This window comes from Paenibacillus sp. GM2FR (genome assembly GCF_002803325.1).
Taxonomy (GTDB): domain Bacteria; phylum Bacillota; class Bacilli; order Paenibacillales; family Paenibacillaceae; genus Paenibacillus_AQ; species Paenibacillus_AQ lautus.
In genome coordinates this window covers 77,692-101,202 of the sequence record NZ_MKZM01000011.1, presented here as the reverse complement: position 1 = coordinate 101,202, position 23,511 = coordinate 77,692, and the positions used below count along the sequence as shown (strand labels likewise).

General features: G+C 42.6%; 20 protein-coding genes. All 20 read left to right on the top strand.

From position 1 onward, the window contains the following. Nucleotides 1-5 precede the first annotated feature (5 nt). The 20 genes from flgL to argC all read left to right on the top strand — a co-directional run bounded on the left by flgL (nucleotide 6) and on the right by argC (nucleotide 23,511). Complete coding sequence (gene flgL, locus PAEVO_RS28830; RefSeq protein WP_100540930.1) at nucleotides 6-899, top strand: flagellar hook-associated protein FlgL; 894 nt, start codon at nucleotides 6-8, stop codon at nucleotides 897-899. A gap of 14 nt (nucleotides 900-913) precedes the next feature. After that, nucleotides 914-1,486 carry a DUF6470 family protein gene (locus tag PAEVO_RS28825; protein WP_100540929.1) on the top strand — a complete coding sequence of 191 codons (573 nt, stop codon included), beginning with the start codon at nucleotides 914-916 and terminating at the stop codon, nucleotides 1,484-1,486. 69 nt (nucleotides 1,487-1,555) lie between these two features. Continuing rightward, nucleotides 1,556-2,020, top strand: coding sequence for a flagellar assembly protein FliW (gene fliW / locus PAEVO_RS28820; protein ID WP_100540928.1), 465 nt, complete (start codon nucleotides 1,556-1,558; stop codon nucleotides 2,018-2,020). Further along, complete coding sequence (csrA, locus tag PAEVO_RS28815; protein ID WP_100540927.1) at nucleotides 1,998-2,234, top strand: carbon storage regulator CsrA; 237 nt, start codon at nucleotides 1,998-2,000, stop codon at nucleotides 2,232-2,234. Before fliW ends, csrA begins: the two co-directional genes overlap by 23 nt. Before the next feature lie 161 nt (nucleotides 2,235-2,395). Next, complete coding sequence (locus tag PAEVO_RS28810) at nucleotides 2,396-3,238, top strand: flagellin N-terminal helical domain-containing protein (protein ID WP_100540926.1); 843 nt, start codon at nucleotides 2,396-2,398, stop codon at nucleotides 3,236-3,238. A 70-nt stretch (nucleotides 3,239-3,308) separates the two neighbouring features. Next, complete coding sequence (locus tag PAEVO_RS28805) at nucleotides 3,309-3,656, top strand: flagellar protein FlaG (protein WP_165789776.1); 348 nt, start codon at nucleotides 3,309-3,311, stop codon at nucleotides 3,654-3,656. A 13-nt stretch (nucleotides 3,657-3,669) separates the two neighbouring features. Next, on the top strand, nucleotides 3,670-5,130 hold the full coding sequence (gene fliD, locus PAEVO_RS28800) for a flagellar filament capping protein FliD (RefSeq protein WP_100540924.1): 1,461 nt from the start codon (nucleotides 3,670-3,672) through the stop codon (nucleotides 5,128-5,130). A 32-nt stretch (nucleotides 5,131-5,162) separates the two neighbouring features. Next, nucleotides 5,163-5,549, top strand: coding sequence for a flagellar export chaperone FliS (fliS, locus tag PAEVO_RS28795; protein ID WP_243390980.1), 387 nt, complete (start codon nucleotides 5,163-5,165; stop codon nucleotides 5,547-5,549). After that, entirely contained in the window at nucleotides 5,546-5,869 is a 324-nt protein-coding gene (locus PAEVO_RS28790) for a hypothetical protein (RefSeq protein WP_100540923.1), read from the top strand. The genes fliS and PAEVO_RS28790 overlap by 4 nt, the downstream gene beginning before the upstream one ends. 28 nt (nucleotides 5,870-5,897) lie before the next feature. Continuing rightward, nucleotides 5,898-9,053 carry an IPT/TIG domain-containing protein gene (locus PAEVO_RS28785; protein WP_165789775.1) on the top strand — a complete coding sequence of 1,052 codons (3,156 nt, stop codon included), beginning with the start codon at nucleotides 5,898-5,900 and terminating at the stop codon, nucleotides 9,051-9,053. 128 nt (nucleotides 9,054-9,181) lie between these two features. After that, nucleotides 9,182-10,438, top strand: a complete 1,257-nt coding sequence (gene fliB, locus PAEVO_RS28780; RefSeq protein WP_100540921.1) for a flagellin lysine-N-methylase — start codon at nucleotides 9,182-9,184, stop codon at nucleotides 10,436-10,438. Further along, complete coding sequence (locus tag PAEVO_RS28775) at nucleotides 10,435-11,535, top strand: glycosyltransferase (RefSeq protein ID WP_100540920.1); 1,101 nt, start codon at nucleotides 10,435-10,437, stop codon at nucleotides 11,533-11,535. The genes fliB and PAEVO_RS28775 overlap by 4 nt, the downstream gene beginning before the upstream one ends. A gap of 135 nt (nucleotides 11,536-11,670) precedes the next feature. Further along, a complete protein-coding gene (locus tag PAEVO_RS28770; protein ID WP_100540919.1) occupies nucleotides 11,671-14,241 on the top strand; it encodes a fibronectin type III domain-containing protein in 2,571 nt (856 codons plus the stop codon). A 361-nt stretch (nucleotides 14,242-14,602) separates the two neighbouring features. Further along, nucleotides 14,603-14,800 (top strand): cold shock domain-containing protein, encoded by a 198-nt coding sequence (locus tag PAEVO_RS28765; RefSeq protein ID WP_009594275.1) that lies wholly within the window; start codon nucleotides 14,603-14,605, stop codon nucleotides 14,798-14,800. A gap of 198 nt (nucleotides 14,801-14,998) precedes the next feature. Then, nucleotides 14,999-15,562, top strand: coding sequence for a ribosome hibernation-promoting factor, HPF/YfiA family (gene hpf, locus PAEVO_RS28760; protein ID WP_100540918.1), 564 nt, complete (start codon nucleotides 14,999-15,001; stop codon nucleotides 15,560-15,562). A gap of 715 nt (nucleotides 15,563-16,277) precedes the next feature. Next, entirely contained in the window at nucleotides 16,278-18,791 is a 2,514-nt protein-coding gene (gene secA, locus PAEVO_RS28755) for a preprotein translocase subunit SecA (RefSeq protein WP_100540917.1), read from the top strand. 380 nt (nucleotides 18,792-19,171) lie between these two features. Then, nucleotides 19,172-20,285, top strand: a protein-coding gene (prfB, locus tag PAEVO_RS28750; RefSeq protein ID WP_100540916.1) for a peptide chain release factor 2 whose coding sequence is annotated in 2 segments (ribosomal slippage) — nucleotides 19,172-19,243 and nucleotides 19,245-20,285 — 1,113 coding nt in all. Because the reading frame shifts where the segments join, the coding sequence is not laid out codon by codon here. 26 nt (nucleotides 20,286-20,311) lie between these two features. After that, complete coding sequence (locus tag PAEVO_RS28745) at nucleotides 20,312-21,217, top strand: YitT family protein (RefSeq protein WP_100540915.1); 906 nt, start codon at nucleotides 20,312-20,314, stop codon at nucleotides 21,215-21,217. A gap of 276 nt (nucleotides 21,218-21,493) precedes the next feature. Beyond that, nucleotides 21,494-22,063: a GNAT family N-acetyltransferase gene (locus tag PAEVO_RS28740; protein ID WP_100540914.1), complete on the top strand. Its 570-nt coding sequence runs from the start codon at nucleotides 21,494-21,496 to the stop codon at nucleotides 22,061-22,063. 392 nt (nucleotides 22,064-22,455) lie between these two features. Continuing rightward, nucleotides 22,456-23,511 (top strand): N-acetyl-gamma-glutamyl-phosphate reductase, encoded by a 1,056-nt coding sequence (gene argC / locus PAEVO_RS28735; RefSeq protein WP_100541349.1) that lies wholly within the window; start codon nucleotides 22,456-22,458, stop codon nucleotides 23,509-23,511.

Below are 23,511 nucleotides of genomic sequence, written 5' to 3'. Positions count from 1 at the left end.
AAATCATGCGCATTACTCAATCTATGATGACTAGCTCCATGATGAGCGGCCTGCAAGGCAACTATCGCAGACTGGATAAATACCAGGAACAAATGATGACCCAGCGCCGGATTAATCGTCCTTCCGACGATCCGGTGGGTGTAGCCAGTGCGCTCCAATACCGTGGCCAAATCACTGCAACAACGCAGTTTGAGCAAAATGCGGAGGATGCAGACTCGTGGCTTAAGTATGGCGATACGGTTCTAACCGAGACAACACAGATTATACAGCGGTTGGCTGATCTTGCGGTCCAAGGTGGGACTGATACCGTGCCAGCTGATGCCCGTAAAAATATTGCTGAGGAAGTCGAAGAATTATATGAACAGCTTGTTTCACTCGGTAACTCTCAATTTAAAGGGAAGTATATTTTTAATGGGGATCGAATCGACCAAAAACCATTTCCAGATGATCCGTCACAAACAGCCTATACTTTGGACCAAGGTGAGGTTAAGTATCAGGTTGGTGCAGGGATAACCGTATCTGTAAACACGCTAGGGGAGCAAGTATTTGGTGCTTATGGTGATCCATCGGGTATATATGCAGTGGTAGATAATTTCAAAAAGGCGCTGTTAGCAAACGATACTACAGAAATTCAGAAGGCTATACCGTCCCTCCAGAATAATTTGGAAACTGTTATTACAGCCCAATCAGAGATAGGTGGTAAACAAAATCGATTGGAATTCACATTAAGTAGGCTTGGAGATCTGAATATAAATTATATGGATCTTCAATCTAAAGTGGAGGATGCAGACATTTCGAAAGTAATCATTGATCTAAAAACCTCTGAAAGTATATATCAAGCTTCCTTGGATACGATGGCACGTATAATACGACCAAGTCTTCTTGATTTTTTAAGATGAGACGGGGGGTATAAATGCAGTTTCCTCAGATTCAAATCCAACAAGGGTATTCAAAGTTGGGTCTTCAAACGACAAGAGGTCAGCAAAGCATAGAACAACCAAGACCTTCATTAAATATGAGTCAGAAGCATGTTTCAATCGAGATTGAAAGTGTGAAGGGGAAACTCGAGATCGACTCTCGTAAAGCCTGGTCTGCTTTAGGTAAAGCGAGATTCGAGGAGGTTACAGATCGAATTGCACAAGCCTCCTTACAGATTTCTATGCAAAACATAGCCGAGATAGCACAAAATGGAGACCGGATGATGGCTATCCATGAAAATGGCAATGTATTTTCTGATCTTGCTCGACAGAATGCATTTAAAGAACGGCCAATTGAGATTGCTGGAGAGCCGGGGTATGATAACGTTGATATTACCTATACACCTGGACAAATCCAAATGCATTACATTCCAGGGGGAGTGACATTCCAACCAGAAGTTCATAGACCGGTTATTGATTATTATCCTGGTAAGGTTAATCCATATTTAATTAGTCAGAATTTTATATTTTTGTCAGTTTCAGGGCAGCAACTTGACGCAGTTGTGTAGCGATTCATAGCTATAATGAACTTTAAGTTCATTATAGCTATTGCTATTTTTGAACTAGGAGGTAATAAAATGATCGTAAATACAAAAAGATTTGGTCAAGTAAAGCTAATAGATTATGAGAAACAAATCATAACTTTTACAAGACCGATATTAGGCTTCTCTAACTTATCAAGGTATGTACTATTCCAAGAAGAATCAGGACCGTTTGAATATCTTCAATCTATAGAAGACGAAGATTTGACATTTGTTATAGTAGATCCATTTTTATTTTTCTCGGATTATGAATTTCAACTTGATTCTCATTGGATTGATGTTCTAGGGATTGAAAACGAAAAGGATGTTAGTATTAGAGTTATTGTTACGGTAAGATCTGCAAACGATATAACATGTAACCTTAAGGCTCCGCTATTAATGAACGAACAAAATAAACTGGCAGCACAGGTCGTTTTAGATAATGGGAGATATTCCACTCGACACTCACTAGCAGTTGAGGTGAAAGGAGAGAGTGAACATGTTGATCCTATCGAGAAGTAAAGGACAGAAAATTATTATTAACGATAATATTGTTCTTTCTGTAATCGAAGTTAGCGGTGATCAGGTTAGAATAGGCTTAGAAGCGCCGTCTAATGTTATGATATACAGAGAAGAAATCTATGATGCGATACAACGCCAAAACAAAGAGGCCATAGAAATTAATGATGATGTTCATTCAATTCTACAAAAGATTACATCACCGCTGAAAAAATAATAATAAAAATTTCAGTTTGCTATAAACAAATATAGTATCATGCCGATAACTATAATATGGGTCGAAAGGCATGGCAGTGACGGCCGCATGCTATGTCTCGATCACAAATAGGGTGAAGCAAGGATGCTAATCACCAACACATTCCAAGGAGGAATTATATTATGCGTATTAACCACAATATCAGTTCTTACAACACTCAGCGTCAGTTGACTTTCAACAATAATAGTTCTGCTAAGAACTTGGAAAAGCTCTCTTCCGGTTACCGTATTAACCGTGCTGCTGATGATGCTGCTGGATTGGCAATCTCCGAAAAAATGCGTAACCAAGTTCGTGGTTTAGAGCAAGCAAGCCGCAACGCACTGGATGGTATTTCTATGATCCAAGTGGCAGAAGGTGCACTTAATGAAACTCATTCCATGTTGCAACGTATGGGTGAACTGTATACCCAAGCAGCAAATGAAACATTGACTACTTCGGATGCTAAGAAAATCCAGGATGAGATTGGGCAATTGACTGAACAAATCGATAGTATTGCTACTCAAACTAAGTTCAATGGTAGAGAATTGTTGACGACAGCTGTTGATGCTAAAGATCTGGAGTTCCAGGTCGGAGCTAACGAAGGTGACACTATAACTCTTACTCTGAAATCTGCGCAGGTTGCTGACCTAACAATTAAAGATTTGAAAGATCTTACAACGATCACTGACGCAGATACATTGAATGATGAAGTAAAAGTGAACTTGACTAAAGTTCAAAAGACTATCGATGAAGTTTCTGAAATTCGTTCAGGTCTTGGTGCTGTTCAGAACCGTCTGGAGCATACGGTTAACAATTTGGGTACAACAGCCGAGAACCTTCAAGCAGCAGAATCTCGTATCCGTGATGTAGATATGGCTAAAGAGATGAGTGATTTCACTAAGAACAACATCCTTACTCAAGCTGCGACTGCGATGTTGGCACAGGCTAACCAACAGCCACAAGGTATCTTGCAACTGCTTAGATAATTTTAGTCGTATGAGGCCGGCCGGATAATCCGGCCGGTTTTTCTATATTTATCCTAAGGAGAGCTGAATGATGAAAGTAGGTAATGACGTTTCTGTACTTCCTTTCATTCAGGATCGAGTACCAGTGCCAGCAGGAGTAGAATCGGTAGCGTTGCTTACACCTATACATCAAGATCGTACCCGGATTCATATGAGTGAAAAGGGATTTGAGGAGTTAATAACAAAAGCCAATAAGGTATTAAAGGATAACAATACTGAATTGAAAGTCTCTTTTCATGAAGGGACAAACCAAATGATGATTAAGGTTATCAATTCAGATACTCATGAGATACTTAAAGAGATTCCACCTGAAAAGTTAGTGGATTTAGTTTACAATCTCTGTGAACTTGCGGGCATTTTTACTGACTATAAGATATAGGGGTGCATTAGAGATGACAATCAGGATAAGTGGAATGGCATCAGGTATGGACATCGATAAAATCGTAACGGATTTAATGAGAGCTGAAAAATTGCCTGCACAAAAACTGTATCAAAAGAAACAATCTTTGATTTGGTCAAGAGATGAGTATCGCAATGTAAATAAAACACTATCTCAGTTAATGAATTCTGCAGATAAATTGAGATTTTCGACTAATTTTTCCAAATTAAGTGCATCATCAAGTAATGAGTCAGTTGTGAGTGCTACTGTTCAATCCGGGGCAAAAGCAGCGTCTTATAGTGTTCAAGTTAATAAACTTGCTACATCTGCAACATTGATCGGCGATGAATTGCCAGTTGGTACGAAATTTGATGAAACCATTCTAGCCAATGGAACCATAACGATCTCAAATGGAACTACTGACAAGGATATTCAATTAGGATCGAAGACAATAAAATCGGTTCTAAATGAGATTAACAATTCAGGGTTGGGCGTCCGTGCAAGCTATGATACTAAGAACAATAGGATAACACTAGTATCGGAGACTATGGGGGAAAAATCAGAGATCGAGTTGACAGGTGATACAGCTGCATTAGGCTTTGCTAGTGGAGTTGTAAATAAAGGGAATAATGCAGAAGTTCTCGTTAATGGACAATCTATATCGATTTCAAATAACAACTTGGAACTAGATGGGGTTTCACTTTCACTCAAGGGAATATCTTCAAGCCCAGTTGTTGTCAATGTGTCAAAAGATATCTCTGCTGTTAAGAATACGATAATGGACTTTGTGAACCTTTATAATGATACTATAGATAAACTTCGTAGTAAGACATCGGAAACATTGTTTAGGGACTACAAGCCATTAACAGATGAAGAGAAATCAGGAATGACCGAAAAGCAAATCGAACTATGGGAGTCAAAAGCCAAAAGTGGTTTGTTGAGAAATGATAGCATTATTGAAGAGACAATTTATTCGCTTAGAAATGCTTTGGCGCAAGGGCTTGAATCTACCGGTTCATTTAAATCACTAAGCGATATAGGCATTGATTTTAAATCTTTTTTGGATGGCGGGGTTACCGAGCTTGGTAAATTGAAGATAGATGAATCTAAATTAGAACAAGCGATTATTGATCACCCTGAAGAGATAGTTAATTTATTTACACAAGTACCTACTGCAGATAAATCGAATCCTAAAGAGCGTTTCGCTCAAACTGGTTTTGCAGACCGGATATATCAGACGCTACAAACCCAAAGTTCCAAGATTTCTAAAAAAATTGGTAACGGAACTAATAGTGAAGCCGTTGATAATAGTTATTATGGTAATCTGTTAAAGGATCTAAATTCAAAAATTTTATCGATGGATGATAGGCTTGAGAGAATAGAAACACGCTATTATAAGCAGTTCACAGCAATGGAAAAGGCAATTCAACAGCTAAACAGCCAAGGTTCGTGGTTATCTCAACAACTGGGATAATTGATTAAGCTTATATATTGAGGAGAATAACAATGATCAAGCAGAATTATCAACTTCAATATCAGAAAGTAAAGGTGGAAACTGCAAGTCCAGGTGAGCTTACTCTTATTTTATATGAGGAATTGTATCGTAGATTAAACCTATCTAAACATCAATTTGTAAATAACGATCTCGATCAATGCAGAGAGAATTTACATCGTTCTCGAGCAATTATCTTGGAACTCATGGTTACCCTCAATATGGAGTATGATTTATCTAATCAATTATACCGGTTATACGATTACTATCTGAGAAGAGTGAATGACTTTATAGTAGGTAGAGAAATAGAAGTCATTGATGAAGTAATTGAGTTTTCAAAGGGCATGGTCAGTACTTGGAAACAGGCTTTACAGATAGTTAAAAGTGAGACAGCCCAATGAGGGAGAAAACTGCGTTTGAAATTTTAAGAAATTTGAAAGAGTTGTACGAGAAACATATCAACGGTTTTACTGTAAGTTCTTATATGGATGACATGGAACAGATAGAGATGCTTTTTCAAAAGCTAACTCATCTGGATATTTCGGATGAAATCCATAATTCAGAAGAATGGAAGGCTCTTTGCTCTCAGGTATATGAAATGAATATCAAGTTAACTGACATAGTTTCTCGAAAAAAGATAGCGATGAATCGTTCGAAAAATGTAGATTATACTTCTTCTAGATATAACTATGATGCTTTTTATATCGATCAAAAAGGATGAAATATTTTAAATGATTAGGAGGGCTTATATGAATCATAAGCGCTGGTTCATCAGTTTGCTTGTTATGATTATTTTTGTAACTGGGATTGCTGTTCAACCATTACAAACATATGCAGCTGATAATTACGTAACAGTAACAAAAACGGTATCTCCTACAAAGATACTGGAAGGGGAAGAAGTTGAAGTAAAACTGGATATTACGGGAACTCCCCCAGTTAATGTGGTGTTGCCTAATGACGTTGTACTTATCATTGATAGATCGGGTAGTATGGGGACAGAAAAAATGGAGCACGCCAAGAGTGCTGCAAAAGGATTTATCGATTTGATGGATTTCACTAAACATCGAGTAGGAATAGTTGATTACAGTGATTCATCAAATCAGTTTGATTTAACTGCTGACCCCGCCGCAGCCAAGAGTTACATCTCTACTATTAATGCCAGAGGAGGTACAGCTACAGGCGATGCAATTGTTAAGGCTAAGGAGATATTGCAAAACCATCGTGAAGGTGCGCAACCAGTAATTGTCCTTCTTACTGATGGGGATGCTACAATCCCATCGTCCAATCCGTATCAATATGCATTAGATAAAGCCAATGAAGCAAAAGAAGCAGGAATTGTTTTCTATACCATTGCCCTACTTGGAGCTAATGATAATCCAGATACGAGTGGACCTAATAAGCTCCTAATGGACATGGCTACAACTTCACACCATCATCATTTTGTCCTGGGCTCCGTGGGCTTATCTGAAATATATGCAGCTATCGTAAGGGAAATTGGACTTGCTAGTGCATATGATGTTGTTGTTAAGGATACGATTTCAAGTAATTTTGAAATTGTCCCAGACTCCTATAATCATAACATACCTCGGCCAACTATTGAGGGTAACACTTTAACTTGGAGATTTTTAGAGCTAAAGTTAGATACACTATCTTTCTCCTATAAAATCAGACACAAAACTGGAAGTAGCGTGGGTGTACTCCCTGTTAATGCAACAGGCTCCGAAATTACATATAAGGATTATGCTGGCGCATCCAAGAGAACGATCATACCTAATCCCAATGTTACGGTGACATATCCAACTCCGGTTATTACTTCTGTTGAACCTAGTGAGGGTAAGGTAACTGGTGGGGATATGATTACCATCAGAGGAGAACATTTTAGAGACAACCCTAAAGTTTCATTTGCAGGAACCTATTCTTCCCAGGTACAGTACATCAGTCCAAACGAGGTTAAAGCAATTGTTCCTCCAGGATATCAAGGTATCGCAGAACTGAAACTTATTAATACTGATGGACAGACTGCTATTGATAGTTATACGTATTATGATGACCCAGTGATCACATTGATTTCACCTAATAATGGACCGCTTGATGGCAACACAACTGTTCAGATTAGGGGCAGTTCTTTCTTAAAAGATGCTAAAGTGAAATTTGGCGAAAGCTATTCTCCAATGGTTACGTTTAACCATAGTGGGTATCTCTCTGCAGTGACTCCGGCTGGGGTTGAACCTGGAATTGTCGATGTCATAGTTGAAAATCCCGATGGGAGAAGTGCTAGCTTACCACAGTCATTTACTTACAACGAACCCCCAAAGATGACGGTTACTTCTATTACTCCAAACCAAGGATCCACAAAAGGTGGAGAGACGATAGCAGTCAATGGTACCTTGATTCAACCTGGTACAAAGGTTTTCTTTGGTGACATTGAGGGATCTGATTATAAATATTCTAGTATCGTGAAGATGTTAGTTACAGCGCCATCCCGAACAGATGCAGGAACAGTCGATATTAGAGTTGAAAGCCCTGATGGCTACTCGGTAATTTTACCTCTTGCTTATACCTATATTGCTCCACCACCGCCACCAGCTCCAACAATCGTAAAAATAACTCCAGCAGAAGGGAAACTTATAGGTGGGGATTCTGTTTTTGTTGATGGATTGAATTTTCAAAATGGTGTAAAAGTATTTTTTAATGATACCGAACTTACGAATGTAACATTTGTTAACGAAACAAGAGTACGAGTTATAACTCCTCAGTGGACGGTACCTGGAAGGGTAAATGTAACGATCATTAATCCAGATCAACAATCTTCGGTTAAGAATGAGGGCTTTGAATACTTAACTCCGCCTCCTGAACCCGATCCCGTCATAACTTCTATCTTACCTGGTAATGGTCCTTTTGCTGGTGGAAATAGAGTATATGTTGATGGGCAAAATTATAAAGATGGGGCAAAGGTATACTTTAATGATCAGGAGATAGAAACTAAGTTTGTTAGTGCAAGCAGATTACAGATTACCGCCCCAGCTGCAATTGTAGAAGGATACGTAAATGTAAAGGTAGTTAATCCAGACCAAAATTCAGCGGAAAAATTGAATGGTTATTCATATGATCCACCAATTATTATTCCGGCACCGGCCATAACAACGATATCTCCAAACTCTGGGTCAAAGGCAGGCAATTATATTATTGATATAAATGGCTCGGATTTCCAAAAAAATGCCAAGGTGATTTTTGGGTCCGTTGAGCTTAATTTATATTCTTATGTTAGTGCTTCTAGAGTTAAGGTTCGTGTACCTGCATCAACAACAGCTGGTCCGGTTGATGTAACGATTATTAACCCTGATGGGCAATCAAATACATTACCTAATGGCTTTACCTATGAAGAACCACAAATTACAATTAGTAAATTGACCCCATCCAATGGACCATTGGCAGGAAATACTTCGGTATATGTGGATGGTACAAATTTCGACCCAGCATTGACTGTTTCATTTAATGGTCAGCCTCTAGCATTTACATATGTAAATGCTACTAGGATTCGGATTGTTACACCTCCTGGAACAGTATCCGGAACAGTACCGGTCGTCTTAACGAATCCGTCCGGGTTAAATGCTGCGGCTCAATTTACTTACGATGCTCCCCCACCAGTACCGGCACCATCTATAACCAAGCTTACAGTAACGAGTGGATCTACAGCTGGCGGTTATATAATGTATATTGATGGATCCTCCTATCAAAACGGTGCTTCTATAGATTTTGGTGGGAATATTATTACTCCACAATATGTAAATAGTAGCCGTCTAAAAATAACAGTACCTCCATCACCAACACCTGGTATCATTCAGGTTAGTGTCGTAAACCCTGATGGGAAGGTAAGTAACTCCGTAAATTTTGAATATAAATAAATTCTTTGAGTAAGGTATTATGGGATCTAGTTGATCCCATAATACCTTTTTTTATCTACTATAATATTAAGGAATAGATTAGACGATATATGTGTAAAGAAAGCAGTATACCGTGGGAGGAAAGAGAAATGAAAGAGATTGTTCTAATGCCGACATTCATGAACTCATTTTCATGTATCGGAAGTGCTTGTGAAGATAGCTGCTGTATAGGTTGGCAAGTGACCATAGATAAAAAGACATATAAATCTTATAAAAATATTAAAAATCTGAAGCTTAAAGGAAAACTAGAAAAAGGGATCAAACGTATAAAAAATGATTCATCCAGCGATTCCAAGTATGCTTATTTCAAGATGGTTGAGAATAAGCGTTGTCCAATGCTTGAAGAAAACAATTTGTGTTCTATTCAGTTGAATTTAGGAGAATCTATGTTATCTCCAGTATGCTCAACCTATCCTAGAATGTTTAACAAGCGGGATCGTGAATATGAATTATCTGCAAAATTATCTTGTCCGGAGGCAGCACGGCTTGCTCTGTTAAATCCAGAAGGAATATATTTTGAAAGAAAAGAAGAGGAAATCAATGAGCAATGGCAATTGATGAGTAGATTGGCAGGGACTGCAAGTGAGAAATACTCATTTTGGGATGTACGTGAATTTGCGATCGATGTAGTCCAAGACCGCAAAGTTCCATTAAGCGATAGACTGATTTTACTAGGGTTATTTGTTAATAAAATGCAAGAACACGTATCTAAACAACAGTTTGAGGCTATTCCATCATTAGTTAAAGAATTTAGATATAAAATGAACGATATAGATTACATGAATAGATTAACTACAATACACGATAATATATCTCTTCAGATTCAGACGATCATTAAGTTAATTACGATTCGAAAAAATGCAGGGCTAACTAACGATAGATATATTGAATGTCTAAATGATATGGTTAAAGGTTTTAAACTTGAAAACCAGAAAGAATATAAGTATGAAGATCTAGAGGAAAATTACTTATTTAATTACGAAAATTATTTTATGCCGTTTTATTTGGAAAATGAGTATATTTTTGAAAATTATGTTGTGAATTATATATTCGAAAGTATGTTTCCACATCCTAATGGTGGAGATATATTTAAACAGTACAAAAAGATGTCGATAATCTTTTCGATGTTGAAAGTGCATTTTATAGGTATCTCTGGTCACTATAAAGGTTTAAATCAAGATTTAGCGATCAAAATTATACAATCCTTTGTACGGTCAATAGAGCATAATGCCACTTATTTGAATAATGTCATGGAGATGATGGATTCAAATGGGTTTACTTCATTGGCACATGTAGCATCATTACTGAAAGATAGACAACATATGATGAAGGATCCAGCTTTATGAATAAAGGAAAATTACCAATTTCGGCGTGTATTATTGTTAAAAACGAATGCGAGCATGTTGAAAAATGCATCAAGTCCATACTCCCAGTTGTTGAAGAGATTATAGTTGTGGATACAGGTTCTGAAGATAATACGAAAAAAATTCTTGAAATGTTGAATATTAAGTTTCACGAATTTAAATGGAATGATGACTTTTCAGTTGCCCGAAATTACTCTTTAAGTTTAGCAACTCAACCGTATATTCTAGTAATTGATGCTGATGAGGTACTTGAATATCAGTCGTTCAATGTACTCAGTGAATACATTTCTAATAAAAGTAGTAGTCCAGCAAAAGTAATTTTAAAAAACCATATAGATACAGGCTGTGTTATTTCAGAAGTAGTTCGTATTTTTCCAAATAATAAAGAATATAGTTATTCGGGGATAATTCATGAACAATTGCTACATTTGGGACAGGAACACAAACAAATGTTTTTTACAGATTTAATTATTCATCATTATGGTTACTCTAGCAAGGAGATTGAAAACAAGAAGAAAATTGATAGAAATATAGACTTATTAATAAAACAACTGCTTTCGGAACCTGATTCTCCATATTTGAACTATCAAATGGCAAAAACCTTTTATGTTAATAAGAGATATCAGCATGCTATCGATTATTTCGAATCCACGTTAACATTATTAGCAAATGTGCAAGTATTACCTTCGTATGTATCAACTGTGTTTCTTTCATATGGATATTGTTTATTGTTCCAGAAAGAATTTGAGAGTTTAGATATGTTGATCAATGATGCTATTGAATTTTATCCAGAATATACAGATTTATATTATCTATATGGTGTCTCATTGATAGAGAGAGGGGCCATTGAAAAGTTTCAGGAAATAAAAGAAGTGTTTGAAATGTGTTATGAATTAGGAGAGGTTAAGTCTAGAGATTTCGAGACGGTGGAGGGAGTGGGATCGTATCGAGCTTTGTATAATCTTGGAGTTTACTATGAAGTTTTAGGTGACCACAACTTGGCGCTAGAATATTATAGTAAGAGTGCAACTTACAATTTCTCACCTGCATTAGATAAAATAAATGAACGCTTAGTTTAGATGATCATCCATCCTTATCCAAAAATAATATATTAGACTATTAATTTGTTTTGATGTCTTTCCGATAATCCGTATGAGGGAAATTATTAATGTAATGGATGATATTCCCTATATTATCGGAAGGAAGGAACATGGATGAGGAAGTTCTTAGACTGGGGCAAGCTTTTAGTTATTTTGGTTTTAATATTCGCTTGTCAAGGGATCAAAGAAACACATGCAGCAGGAGAGCAGATTCTCTTTATGTCATCTGATGGCGCTCATGTGTTCCTTAAAGATGGTACTGGACAGTACTACGTCAATGGTCAGAAAATAACCAACAATAACCGTATAACGTGGAAACGTGAACTTCACAACTCATACGTTGGTGGATCATTTAGCCGTACTCAGACCATCCAGTTGATCAATGACATTGGTGTACTTGACTCTGTCAATTTTGTAAGCTTCAAATCGAAATACGCTGGTGAAGTACCGAATGCGTTTTTACTAAATGTAAGACATGTTCTCATGTCCAATGCAGTATCACAATTTACCGATCCTGCATATGGGGGTACGGGTTGGAGATTTGATTTCACAGATGTATTTGGATTAAGTACGCCTCGATATACGCATTATGACGGCAATCAAGAATATCCACTTGACGGTGATATGTATCTTGTTGTTAATGCTGACAATGGGCAAGTTGTTGATTTCGTATCAAAGTTGAACCCCTACTACTATAGTGGGGCAGAGAAGGCGGAAATTCTTGAAGTTAAGGATGGAGCGACTAATTTACAGCCCCCCACGGGACAGCCGCAGTTAAACATCTCTACGGCTAAGGGCGATAGTGTGACTATCAGCTGGGGGAGTATTCCATACGGAATAGAGTATGAAGTTGAGCATGCCGGTAATATAATTATCAACAATTCAAATTCTATTACCTTAAATGATCTATTGCCAGATACTAGCGGGCAAGTACGCGTAAGAGCAGTAAATAGCATTGGAAAGGGTCCTTGGAGCGATTATATTCATTACAAGACTAAACTCACAACTCCTATAGTAACCCATACTGTAACTTCATCGACACTTCAACTTAACTGGGAGGCAGTTAATGGTGCAAATTCATATGAGGTTGAGATTGATGGAGTAACAACTTCTGTTGGAAATACTAACGAGTTTATTTTGAATAATGTCGTACCCAACAAAGAGTATGTATATAAAGTCAGAGCTGTAAGTGCTGGGAATGAAAGTGACTGGTCCGTTGAGGGTAAGGTTACGATTCCATTTAGTAAACCTCTTGATATATCTACAACTTCGCTTTATAACAGCATAACATTAAGCTGGACACCAGTAAGTGGTGCGACAGCCTATGATGTGGAGTTGAATGGCGCAATAAAAACAAGCGTTAGCAGTGCAACTGCTAGAATAAATGGATTAAGTCCTAATACTGATTATGATATCCGTGTCCGGGCTAAGAAAGGTACTAATATTGGCGTCTGGAGTGATGCAGCAACGGTGAAGACGCTGCTGTCGACTCCAGTAATCACCAATGTTCCTTCGGACACCGAAATCACTCTAAACTGGGCCGAGATAGCGGGAGCAACTTCCTACGAAGTGGAAGCGGATGGAGTGGTCGTATCGGCGAATGGGTTGAGCTATACCCACACAGGACTGGCGTCAGGGACAACGCATAAGTACCGGGTGAGAGCAAAGAGTGATGTGAATGTCAGTGACTGGAGTACTGTGGTAACGACATATACGGTTCCAGGAAAAGTAGGAGTCGTAACAGGAGCACCAACCAGCACAACTATTGTATTAAGCTGGCCGACAGTATCGGGAGCGACCCGCTATGATGTAGAGCGAAATGGGGTTGTGGTTGTATCCCCAACCGGAGCATCAACAACCTTATCCGGATTGCAGCAGGACCAGGACTATACGATTCGGGTTCGTGCGAAGAATACCGGAGGCAATGGGGATTGGAGCGACAGCATTGTCGTGAAGACGCAGCTGGCAACACCGGTTGTCACGAAAGCATCAGCAGAGACGGAGATTACCTTAAGCTGGGCAGAAATTGCAGGTGCTACAGCATATGAGGTGGAAGCCGATGGCATGGTGGTAACGGTGACTGGGACTGGATACACCCATACGGGTTTAAATCCAGGAACTGCGCATACGTACAAAGTCAGAGCAAAAAGTGACACGAATGTGAGCGTGTGGAGTGCAGTGGTCAATGCAAACACGGTTCCAAGTAAGCCAGGTGTCATCACAGGAACCGCAACCAGCAATCGAATCGTATTAAGCTGGCCGGCGGTATCGGGAGCAACGAAATATGATGTGGAACGCAACGGAACGATTGTGACGTCACCAACAACGGCGACAGCTACACTGAGTTCCCTTCAACCGGATCAAGATTATACCATTCGTGTTCGTGGGAAGAATGCAGGTGGGGATGGCGTCTGGAGTGATCCGTTTACTTTTAGGACTACTTTAAGTGCCCCAACTATTACTGTTACTTCTGGAGTTGGCGAGAATACGATCACCTGGAGTGCAATAGGAAATGCAAGCGAGTACGAACTTGATATCAATGGTCATTCTTTTTATGTTGGTGATCAACAAACGTATATTCATACAGGTCTAGTAAAAGGTGTTAGACAGACCTATCGTATTCGTGCGATTAATGGGGTTAATTTAGGTGATTGGTCCAGTTACGTAACAAAAGCGGCTTTGTAACCTTTAAGACCCAATTTAGTAGAGAAGGATCTTCATCATCTCGAATATGAGGATCCTTTCTCTTCTATTAAAGCTCTGATATATAGAAATGCGTTCGTTTTATAGAAAAAACAAAAAATAGCCTTTGCAAAATTCTGTGGTTCACCCCCTTCCTCACCGGGTAAATAACCCTAAACCTATTTTGTCCGCAAACTATTTTCGCCCGCCAACTCAGGCCTGAAGCCAAGTCGACATTTTTCCGGTTTTTTTGCAAAAGAAAACCTTTTCCTTGGTAATTGACACTGGATAAGTCGGGTGCTATAGTCGGAAATGTGGACAATTAGTGTCACACTTTATTTGACAATGAAGGGAATGTTAGTGCATGCAAGGTAAAGTGAAATGGTTCAACGCAGAGAAAGGTTATGGCTTCATCGAGACTGAGGACGGCGGCGACGTATTCGTACATTTCTCCGCGATCCAATCCGAGGGCTTCAAGACTCTGGAAGAAGGACAATCCGTAGAATTCGAGATCGTTGAAGGCGCTCGTGGCCCGCAAGCAGCTAACGTAATCAAATTATAATCATCCCGGCACAGCCGACCTACATAAACGGTATAGATGGTTAACAATTCGAGATTCGCTAGCCCAAGACTCCGGTTCGTCCGGAGTCTTTTTTCTGTGCGCAATCCCCTTGAATATATTGTGCTAAAATTCACAATTCTGACTTTTTACATAGCCTTAACAAAATGCTATAATGAAGGTGCAAAGGAGGAGTGCCCAATGCAATTCACTATCCGAGGTCAACAAATTGAAGTGACCGATGCTTTGAAAGACTATGTTGACAAGAAACTCAGCAGGCTAGATAAGTATTTTGATGCACCCCCCACCTCCGAAGGATATGTCACACTAAATGTCATTCGAGGATTGCACACAGTGGAAGTAACCATTCCGCTCACAGGCGTGGTACTGCGTGCGGAAGACCGAAGCGACGATATGTACGCTTCCATTGACGCTGTTGTGGACAAGTTGGAACGTCAGATTCGCAAGCACAAAACCAAGCTGAACCGTAAGATCAAGCAAGAGGGCGGATTGAAGACGCTCATTGCGGCGAACGGAGCAGCAACCAGTCAGATGGAGGCAGAGCAAGTCGAGTATGACGAGGACAATTACGAAGTTGTCCGTACGAAACGTTTTACCATGAAGCCAATGGACGTGGAAGAAGCGATCCTGCAGATGAACATGGTAGGCCATAATTTCTTTGTATTTTCCAACATTGACACACAAGAAGTAAATGTCGTTTACAAGCGTGATGACGGCAAGTACGGATTGATCGAGCGGGACTAAGCTTTAGTAATATTCCAAGCGGAATGCAGAAGCAGCTGGACCTGATTCGAATTTTAAAACGGTAAATGAAATTGAAATGTAAGATGAGCCTTCATCCGTGTAAGCGGGTGGGGCTCTTTATTTGGATATATACGTTTTCGACGCGGTAGGCATCGTAAAGACGCTGGCATTTGATGGTAAGCCCATCGAAGTGTGCTGAATAGTGCAACCATTATTTTAATGACATGGCTCATAGGGGACTTCGGGAACGTTTCTTAAACAGCTTCAGGTACAACGTCTTGAGGACTTCCTATATAAGAAGATTAACGTTCGGTTAGCCACGATTCAGCGATAGTTCCGGGGCGAAGTTCTTTATTATTTTCGGACAATGAGACATGATTATTTGGCACCCATTTAGATGTAGAGTTTCATTCGCGAAATGAATATACTTCCATTGATTATGACTGGGTAAATGCTCCACGCAACTTTTTTGAGCCTTTCCGCGTCTCATAGAGTAAGGCTTCGCGTAACAGACACCTCTTGTAATAGCACATATTGTTGCGGCATCCCTTACAAACTGTTACAATTTATGCAAACCCTCATTTTATGGGACGGGCTTTTTAGCCTGCATGAAATGGGACCATCATAAGGAATCAATGAATCGATTTCATCATTTAACCCTTTGGCATTTAATGAAGTTGATTCTATCACTTGTTTTGCACGAAAGGGGTTAACCATGCTAGGACTTGTCAAAAAGATTTTCGGCGACACCAACGAGCGTGATGTCAAACGTCTCATGAAGACGGTCGATGTAATCAACAAACTGGAACCGGATTTTGAGAAGCTCTCCGATGAGCAGCTGCAAGCCAAAACCGAAGAGTTCCGTGCGCGGATCGAGAAGGGGGAGACGCTGGAGGAATTGCTGCCTGAAGCGTTTGCGACCGTTCGTGAGGCTTCCAGACGGACACTTGGCAAGCGTCACTATGACGTGCAGTTAATCGGGGGTATGGCCCTCCACGAAGGCAGAATTGCAGAGATGAAGACCGGAGAAGGTAAGACCCTTGTAGGTACGCTGCCGGTTTACTTAAATGCCCTGCTTGGCAAAGGTGTTCACGTGGTAACCGTCAATGATTATTTGGCACAGCGTGACAGCCAAGAGATGGCGCAAATATATAACTTCCTGGGAATGACGGTCGGGGTTAACCTGAGCGGTATGGAACACCCGGATAAACAGCAGGCGTATGCTTGCGATATTACGTACGGGACGAACAATGAGTTCGGCTTTGATTATCTGCGGGACAACATGGTCCTCTACAAAGAGCAGATGGTTCAGCGTCCGCTTTATTTCTGTATCATTGACGAAGTGGACTCCATCCTGGTTGACGAAGCGCGTACGCCGCTCATCATTTCGGGACAAGCTCAGAAATCGACCGAGCTGTATTTTGCAGCTGACCGCTTCGTGAAGCGTCTTACTCCGGAAGAGGATTATACGGTAGACATTAAGGTCAAATCCGTGGCCTTAACCGAAAAAGGCGTGGCGCTAGCGGAGCGTTCCTTCGGGATCGACAACCTGTATGACCATAACCACGTAACCTTGAACCACCACATTGTACAAGCGCTGAAAGCGAACGTCATCATGCGCCGCGATGTGGATTATGTCGTTACCGATGACGAAGTGGTCATCGTTGACGAATTTACGGGTCGTCTGATGGCTGGACGCCGCTATAGCGACGGTCTCCACCAGGCGATCGAAGCGAAGGAAGGCATTGAGGTTCAGAACGAGAGCATGACTCTTGCAACGATTACCTTCCAGAACTACTTCCGGATGTATCGCAAGCTGGCGGGCATGACCGGTACGGCGAAGACGGAGGAAGAAGAATTCAAGAAGATTTACGGTCTTGAAGTGCTGCAAATTCCTACGAACAAACCGAATCAGCGTATTGACATGCCGGATGTGGTTTACAAGAGCGAAGAAGGCAAGTTTAAGGCGGTAGTAGCCGAGATCGTTGAGCGCCATAAAAAGAACCAACCGATTCTGGTGGGTACGGTGTCCATCGAGAACTCCGAGCGATTGTCTGAAATGCTGAAGCGCAAAGGCGTCCAGCATAAAGTTCTGAACGCGAAGTATCATGCGGAGGAAGCGGAAATCATCTCGCGCGCCGGACAGCCGGGATCGGTAACGATCGCGACGAACATGGCGGGACGCGGTACGGATATTTTGCTTGGTGAAGGCGTACAGGATATTGGCGGACTTCACATTATCGGTACGGAGCGTCACGAATCACGCCGGATCGATAACCAGCTGCGCGGCCGTGCCGGTCGTCAGGGTGACCCGGGATCAACTCAGTTCTATCTGTCCCTTGGCGATGAGCTGATGAAACGTTTTGGTACGGACAACGTGCTGAATATGATGGAGCGTCTTGGATTTGAAGAAGATCAGCCGATCGAGAGCAAAATGATTACCCGTGCGGTTGAATCCGCGCAGAAGCGGGTAGAAGGCAACAACTTCGATATGCGTAAAGTCGTTCTTCAATACGATGACGTCATGAACCAGCAGCGTGAGATCATCTACAAGCAGCGCCGTGAGATTTTGGAGTCCCAAGACATTAAGCAAATCGTTGTAGAGATGATCAAGCCGGTCATTGATCGTGTGGTGCAGGCTCACTGCAGCGATGACATTCCGGAGAACTGGGAACTGCAGGAAGTGGCAGACTACGTGAACAGCAAACTGCTGGACGAGGGTGCCGTTACCCGCGAAGATCTGTGGGGTAAAGAAGCCGAAGAGCTTACGGAGTACATCTTCGATCGCGTCATGAAGAAGTACGAAGAGCGTGAGCAAGCCATCGGCGAAGAAATGGTACGCGAGTTCGAAAAAGTTATCGTCCTGCGTGCGGTGGACAGCAAGTGGATGGATCATATTGATGCAATGGATCAGCTGCGTCAAGGTATCCACCTCCGCGCTTACGGCGGTACCGATCCGCTTCGCGAATACCAATTCGAAGGCTTCGAGATGTTTAATGCCATGATCGCGACGATCCAGGAAGAAGTTGCGACCTACATCATGAAGGCCCAAATCGCGACGAATCAGGAGCGCCAAGCGGTTGTGGACGAGAATAAAGTCTCCACGAACAGCAGCAGCGAACCTGCCGAGAAGCGTCCGGTCCAAGTGGCTGAACAGATCGGCCGGAACGACGCATGCCCTTGCGGCAGCGGCAAGAAGTATAAGCACTGCCATGGACAGAACGCTTAAGCGATCCAGCCTAATGGTGATGAATATAAGAAAAGCATCCATTGACGTGCCTTTTTAGAGTAAGACCGCGTTTAGAGGATATTTTTCTTGCGATGATCGAATTTGTTCAGCATCACAACAAACTTCGATAATCCTTATATAGCCCGTCCAGGTTATGGGCGACTTTTCAACTCCCTTAAGAGCGGCAGATGAACCGGGTGATTGTGGTCTATTCCACCGTGATCCGAATTCACTGCTGCGCTTAAGGGAGTTTATCTGAATAAACAGCGAAACATGTTGTGAAGCGATGTGACGTGGATTTTCTCCTAAAATGGAACGTTTTCCATGCTGGAGAGGGTATACTGAAATTATTACGTGTAGATAAGAAAGGACGAGGAAACATGATCGATCCAAGTGTGAAGCAGGACCTGCGTGAAATCAGCAAGAAACTAACCAATCTTAGGGGGTCTCTTTGACTTAAGTTTAAAGCAGGAGATGATTGAGAACTTTGAAGAGAAGATGGCAGCCCCGGATTTCTGGGACGACAATGAGAAAGCTCAGGCGCTCATTGCAGAGATGAATGCCGTGAAGTCATCCGTAGATCAATATCTGAAGCTGCAGGCGGATTACGACGATGCCGTCGTGATGATTGAGCTGGCGGATGAAGAAGGCGATGACTCCCTTGCGGGAGAAATTGGAGAGACGATCAAGGACCTGGTCGGGCGTGTGGAAGAGTTTGAACTCCAACTGCTGTTGAACCAGCCTTACGATAAAATGAATGCCATCCTTGAGCTGCATCCTGGCGCGGGGGGTACCGAGTCGCAGGACTGGGGCCAAATGCTGCATCGCATGTACACGCGTTGGGCGGAGAAACGCGGCTTTAAGGTAGAGACGTTGGATTATTTGCCTGGGGATGAAGCGGGAATCAAAAGTGTGACACTGCTCATTAAGGGTTACAATGCTTACGGGTATTTGAAAGCTGAAAAAGGCGTGCATCGCCTGGTTCGGATATCCCCGTTCGATTCTTCCGGCCGTCGACATACCTCATTTGTTTCCTGTGACGTTGTTCCGGAGATTAACGATGAGATTGAACTGGATATCCGCACGGAGGACCTGAAGATTGATACGTACCGTGCGAGCGGTGCCGGTGGTCAGCATATCAATACGACGGACTCGGCCGTACGGATCACTCACTTGCCAACGGGTGTGGTCGTAACCTGTCAGAATGAACGGTCCCAGATCAAGAACCGTGAGCGTGCAATGACCATGCTTCGTTCCAAGCTCTATGAGCGCAAGATTGAAGAGCAGCAGAAAGAATTGGCGGAAATCCGCGGCGAGCAGTCCGACATCGCATGGGGCAGCCAGATCCGTTCGTATGTATTCCATCCGTACAGCATGGTGAAAGACCATCGTACACAGGTGGAGACCGGCAATATAGGAGCCGTCATGGACGGGGATCTGGATGCTTTTATCGATGGATACTTGCGCAGTCAGATCAAGCAGGAAGTCGAGTAGGACGTTGAGGAGAGATTTGAAGAACTATGGCGCAATCCGCTGGTAATCCATCGATTAACAAAAGAAAAAGAGAACCCCTGATTCCGATCAACGGTCCGCTTCGGCAAACGGTGGACGCCGTTTTTATTATCATCGGCTCCTTTATTATGGCGCTGTCATTTAATCTGTTTTTCCTGCCCAACCACATCGCCTCAGGCGGCGTGTCCGGATTGTCTGTTCTTGCGCAAGCGTGGCTCGGGATTGAACCGGCCTTCACACAGTGGGCGCTGAATATCCCTTTGTTTGTGCTTGGCTTTTGGCTGCTTGGACGCGATTACGGCATCCGTTCCCTGCTGGGAAGCGTGATTCTGCCGCTGTTCGTCTTTTTGACCAAGGACTGGCCGATTCCAACCTCCAATCCGCTCCTGGCTTCCATTTATGGCGGGATCGGCGTCGGTATCGGGATGGGGCTTGTCTATCGCGGCAGGGGATCAACCGGTGGATTGACCATCGTAGCGCAGCTCTTGCAAAAATACAGCGGCCTCAGCTTCTCCCTCTGCGTCGTGCTCTTGGATGCGATTGTGATCTCTTCGGCAGCCCTCGTGCTGTCGCTGGAGCAGGCGTTATACGCGCTGATTGGATTGTACGTGACAGGCAAAGTGATTGATGCAATTGAGCTGGGCTTTAGCTTCACGAAGGTAGCTTACATTATATCCGATCATACGGAGCCGATCACCAAGGCGATTCTCGAGGATCTCGATCGTGGACTAACCAAGCTGACTGCAGAGGGAGGCTATACGGGCGAACACCGGACGGTTCTGATGGTTGTCGTCGGGCAGAGTGAAATTCCCCGTCTGAAAACGGTGGTACAATCGGTGGACCCGAATGCGTTTGTCATCATTAGCAATGCCCATGAGGTATTGGGGGAAGGTTTCCGTAATATCAAGGCGTAACCCAATAAAAGCGGTGTCGAGAGGTTCTCGACACTTGAAGAGACGGTGTATATCACCGTCTCTTTTTTTGTGGAACTGTAGAATCGATAAGGTTTCAGCGAAGCTAACCATTCGATAATCGCAAGCAAAACGTCCTCTAAGCGCGGTCTGTCATCTGTGAAGTGCGTCGATCGTCGACTTTTAAGTAGGGGGCTGATCGATGAGCTTGAATTTTTCTTTATTTTTCTAGTAAAGAGCATATAATGGTATCTAATATTATTCAGGGGGTAGGAGATTATGGAAATCGAACAGATCTACGCTAATTTGCCGGTATTGGAAACCGAGCGCCTGCGGCTTCGCAGAATATCGATGCAGGATGCGGAACATATGTATGCCTATGCCTCTGATGAGGAGGTTGCCAAGTACGTAACATGGGATACCCATCGGACGATTCAGGACAGTAAAAAATTCATCCAGTTTATACTGGTCCAGTATGCCAAGCATGATATTGCCCCTTGGGGGATCGAGCTGAAGGAGGACGGGCGTCTGGTCGGAACGGTGGATTTTGTATGGTGGAAGCCCGAACAGCAGAGTGCCGAGATCGGTTATGTACTCGCGCGGGATTGTTGGGGACAAGGGCTCATGACGGAAGCGGCCTCCGCTTTACTGAAACTCGGATTTGGCGAAATGGATCTTGTGCGCATCCAAGCTCGTTGCATAGAAGGGAACATCGGCTCTCAGCGTGTCATGGAGAAGATCGGTATGACTTATGAGGGAACATTGAGGAAGGGGATCAAGATCAAAGGTCAGCATTGGGACCTTAAATTATATTCCATTCTAAAAGAAGAATTTGAATCCGCTTATTAGCCATTGGATGAACATGGAATTCACATGCATTTAGGACCAAATTTGAATAATCCATTGTATTTATATAAATACGGTCGTATAATAATACATATTTATGAGACGGATAAAGTCAATGAATACCTATGACGAAAGCGTCGTTTTAACGCAGGAGACAGAAGACTTCTTAAACAAGATTTATACAAGCTTGATTGCCTTACGATGGAAAGCCATATCAAGAGCATCAACAGTCACTTGATTTTCCTATATCTTATCACATCAAGGGCAGAGTTCAGGAGACAAGGTGAATCGATCGGAAGTAGTTAAACGGATGAGCATGGCGTAGACATGAAGGATGGATGAATGGGACCTTGCATAAGGTCCTTCAACTGTTCCTTGGGGAGAGGGATGAGGATATGACGGACACAAACACAGTAAGAGTTGCTATTGTTGGATCTACCGGCTACGGTGGCGTGGAACTGATCCGCTTGCTGCAAGCACACCCGCGCGTTGAGATTACATCGGTAATCTCTTCATCGACTGCAGGCGTACCGATATCGGACGGTTTTCCGCATTTGACGAATATCATGACGCGGAACCTGGATGATGTCAATCCAGCGGAAATCGCTAAGGTGGCAGACCTGGTGTTCGCGGCTACGCCTTCGGGCGTCAGTACCAAGCTGGTGCCGGAGCTGTTGGATGCAGGCCTGAAGGTCATAGATCTTTCGGGGGATTTTCGTTTGAAGGACGGAGCTGTTTATGAACAGTGGTATAAACACACGGCTCCGAGTGCGGAACTGTTGGAAAAGGCCGTATACGGTCTATGCGAAGTGTTTGGCGAAGAGGTCCGTGATGTAGATTTCATCTCCAATCCAGGCTGTTATCCGACAGCAACGCTGCTCGGGCTCATTCCGGCAATCAGCGCGGGATGGATTGATGCCTCTTCCCTTATTATCGATGCCAAATCCGGCGTGTCCGGTGCAGGAAGGGGAACGAGCCTGACGACGCATTATGCCGAGATCAACGAGAACTTCAAAGCCTATAAGGTGAATAAGCACCAGCATATTCCCGAGGTTGAGCAGGTATTGACGCAGGTCGCGGGCGAACCGATCACGGTTACCTTTACGACCCATCTGGTTCCGATGACGCGGGGAATCATGAGCACCATGTATGCCACGTTGAATGGTCCTTACACGGAAGAGGATTTCATCGAACTGTATCGCCAGTATTTCAAGAACCGCCGGTTTGTAAGAATCCGCGACTTGGGCGTATGGCCTGCGACAAAAGAAGTCAGCGGGTCCAACTACTGCGATATCGGATTTGCGGTGGATGCGCGTACGAACAGAGTGACCATTATATCGGTCATTGATAATGTGGTGAAGGGTGCAGCCGGTCAGGCGATTCAGAACCTGAATTTGATGATGGGATGGGAGGAGAGCCTCGGACTTACGTTTACGCCGATTTATCCGTAA

Coding starts and splice junctions, on each gene's coding strand:
- flgL (WP_100540930.1), top strand. CDS start 6: ATGCGCATTACTCAATCTATGATGACTAGCTCCATGATGAGCGGCCTG.
- PAEVO_RS28825 (WP_100540929.1), top strand. CDS start 914: ATGCAGTTTCCTCAGATTCAAATCCAACAAGGGTATTCAAAGTTGGGT.
- fliW (WP_100540928.1), top strand. CDS start 1,556: ATGATCGTAAATACAAAAAGATTTGGTCAAGTAAAGCTAATAGATTAT.
- csrA (WP_100540927.1), top strand. CDS start 1,998: ATGTTGATCCTATCGAGAAGTAAAGGACAGAAAATTATTATTAACGAT.
- PAEVO_RS28810 (WP_100540926.1), top strand. CDS start 2,396: ATGCGTATTAACCACAATATCAGTTCTTACAACACTCAGCGTCAGTTG.
- PAEVO_RS28805 (WP_165789776.1), top strand. CDS start 3,309: ATGAAAGTAGGTAATGACGTTTCTGTACTTCCTTTCATTCAGGATCGA.
- fliD (WP_100540924.1), top strand. CDS start 3,670: ATGACAATCAGGATAAGTGGAATGGCATCAGGTATGGACATCGATAAA.
- fliS (WP_243390980.1), top strand. CDS start 5,163: ATGATCAAGCAGAATTATCAACTTCAATATCAGAAAGTAAAGGTGGAA.
- PAEVO_RS28790 (WP_100540923.1), top strand. CDS start 5,546: ATGAGGGAGAAAACTGCGTTTGAAATTTTAAGAAATTTGAAAGAGTTG.
- PAEVO_RS28785 (WP_165789775.1), top strand. CDS start 5,898: ATGAATCATAAGCGCTGGTTCATCAGTTTGCTTGTTATGATTATTTTT.
- fliB (WP_100540921.1), top strand. CDS start 9,182: ATGAAAGAGATTGTTCTAATGCCGACATTCATGAACTCATTTTCATGT.
- PAEVO_RS28775 (WP_100540920.1), top strand. CDS start 10,435: ATGAATAAAGGAAAATTACCAATTTCGGCGTGTATTATTGTTAAAAAC.
- PAEVO_RS28770 (WP_100540919.1), top strand. CDS start 11,671: ATGAGGAAGTTCTTAGACTGGGGCAAGCTTTTAGTTATTTTGGTTTTA.
- PAEVO_RS28765 (WP_009594275.1), top strand. CDS start 14,603: ATGCAAGGTAAAGTGAAATGGTTCAACGCAGAGAAAGGTTATGGCTTC.
- hpf (WP_100540918.1), top strand. CDS start 14,999: ATGCAATTCACTATCCGAGGTCAACAAATTGAAGTGACCGATGCTTTG.
- secA (WP_100540917.1), top strand. CDS start 16,278: ATGCTAGGACTTGTCAAAAAGATTTTCGGCGACACCAACGAGCGTGAT.
- PAEVO_RS28745 (WP_100540915.1), top strand. CDS start 20,312: ATGGCGCAATCCGCTGGTAATCCATCGATTAACAAAAGAAAAAGAGAA.
- PAEVO_RS28740 (WP_100540914.1), top strand. CDS start 21,494: ATGGAAATCGAACAGATCTACGCTAATTTGCCGGTATTGGAAACCGAG.
- argC (WP_100541349.1), top strand. CDS start 22,456: ATGACGGACACAAACACAGTAAGAGTTGCTATTGTTGGATCTACCGGC.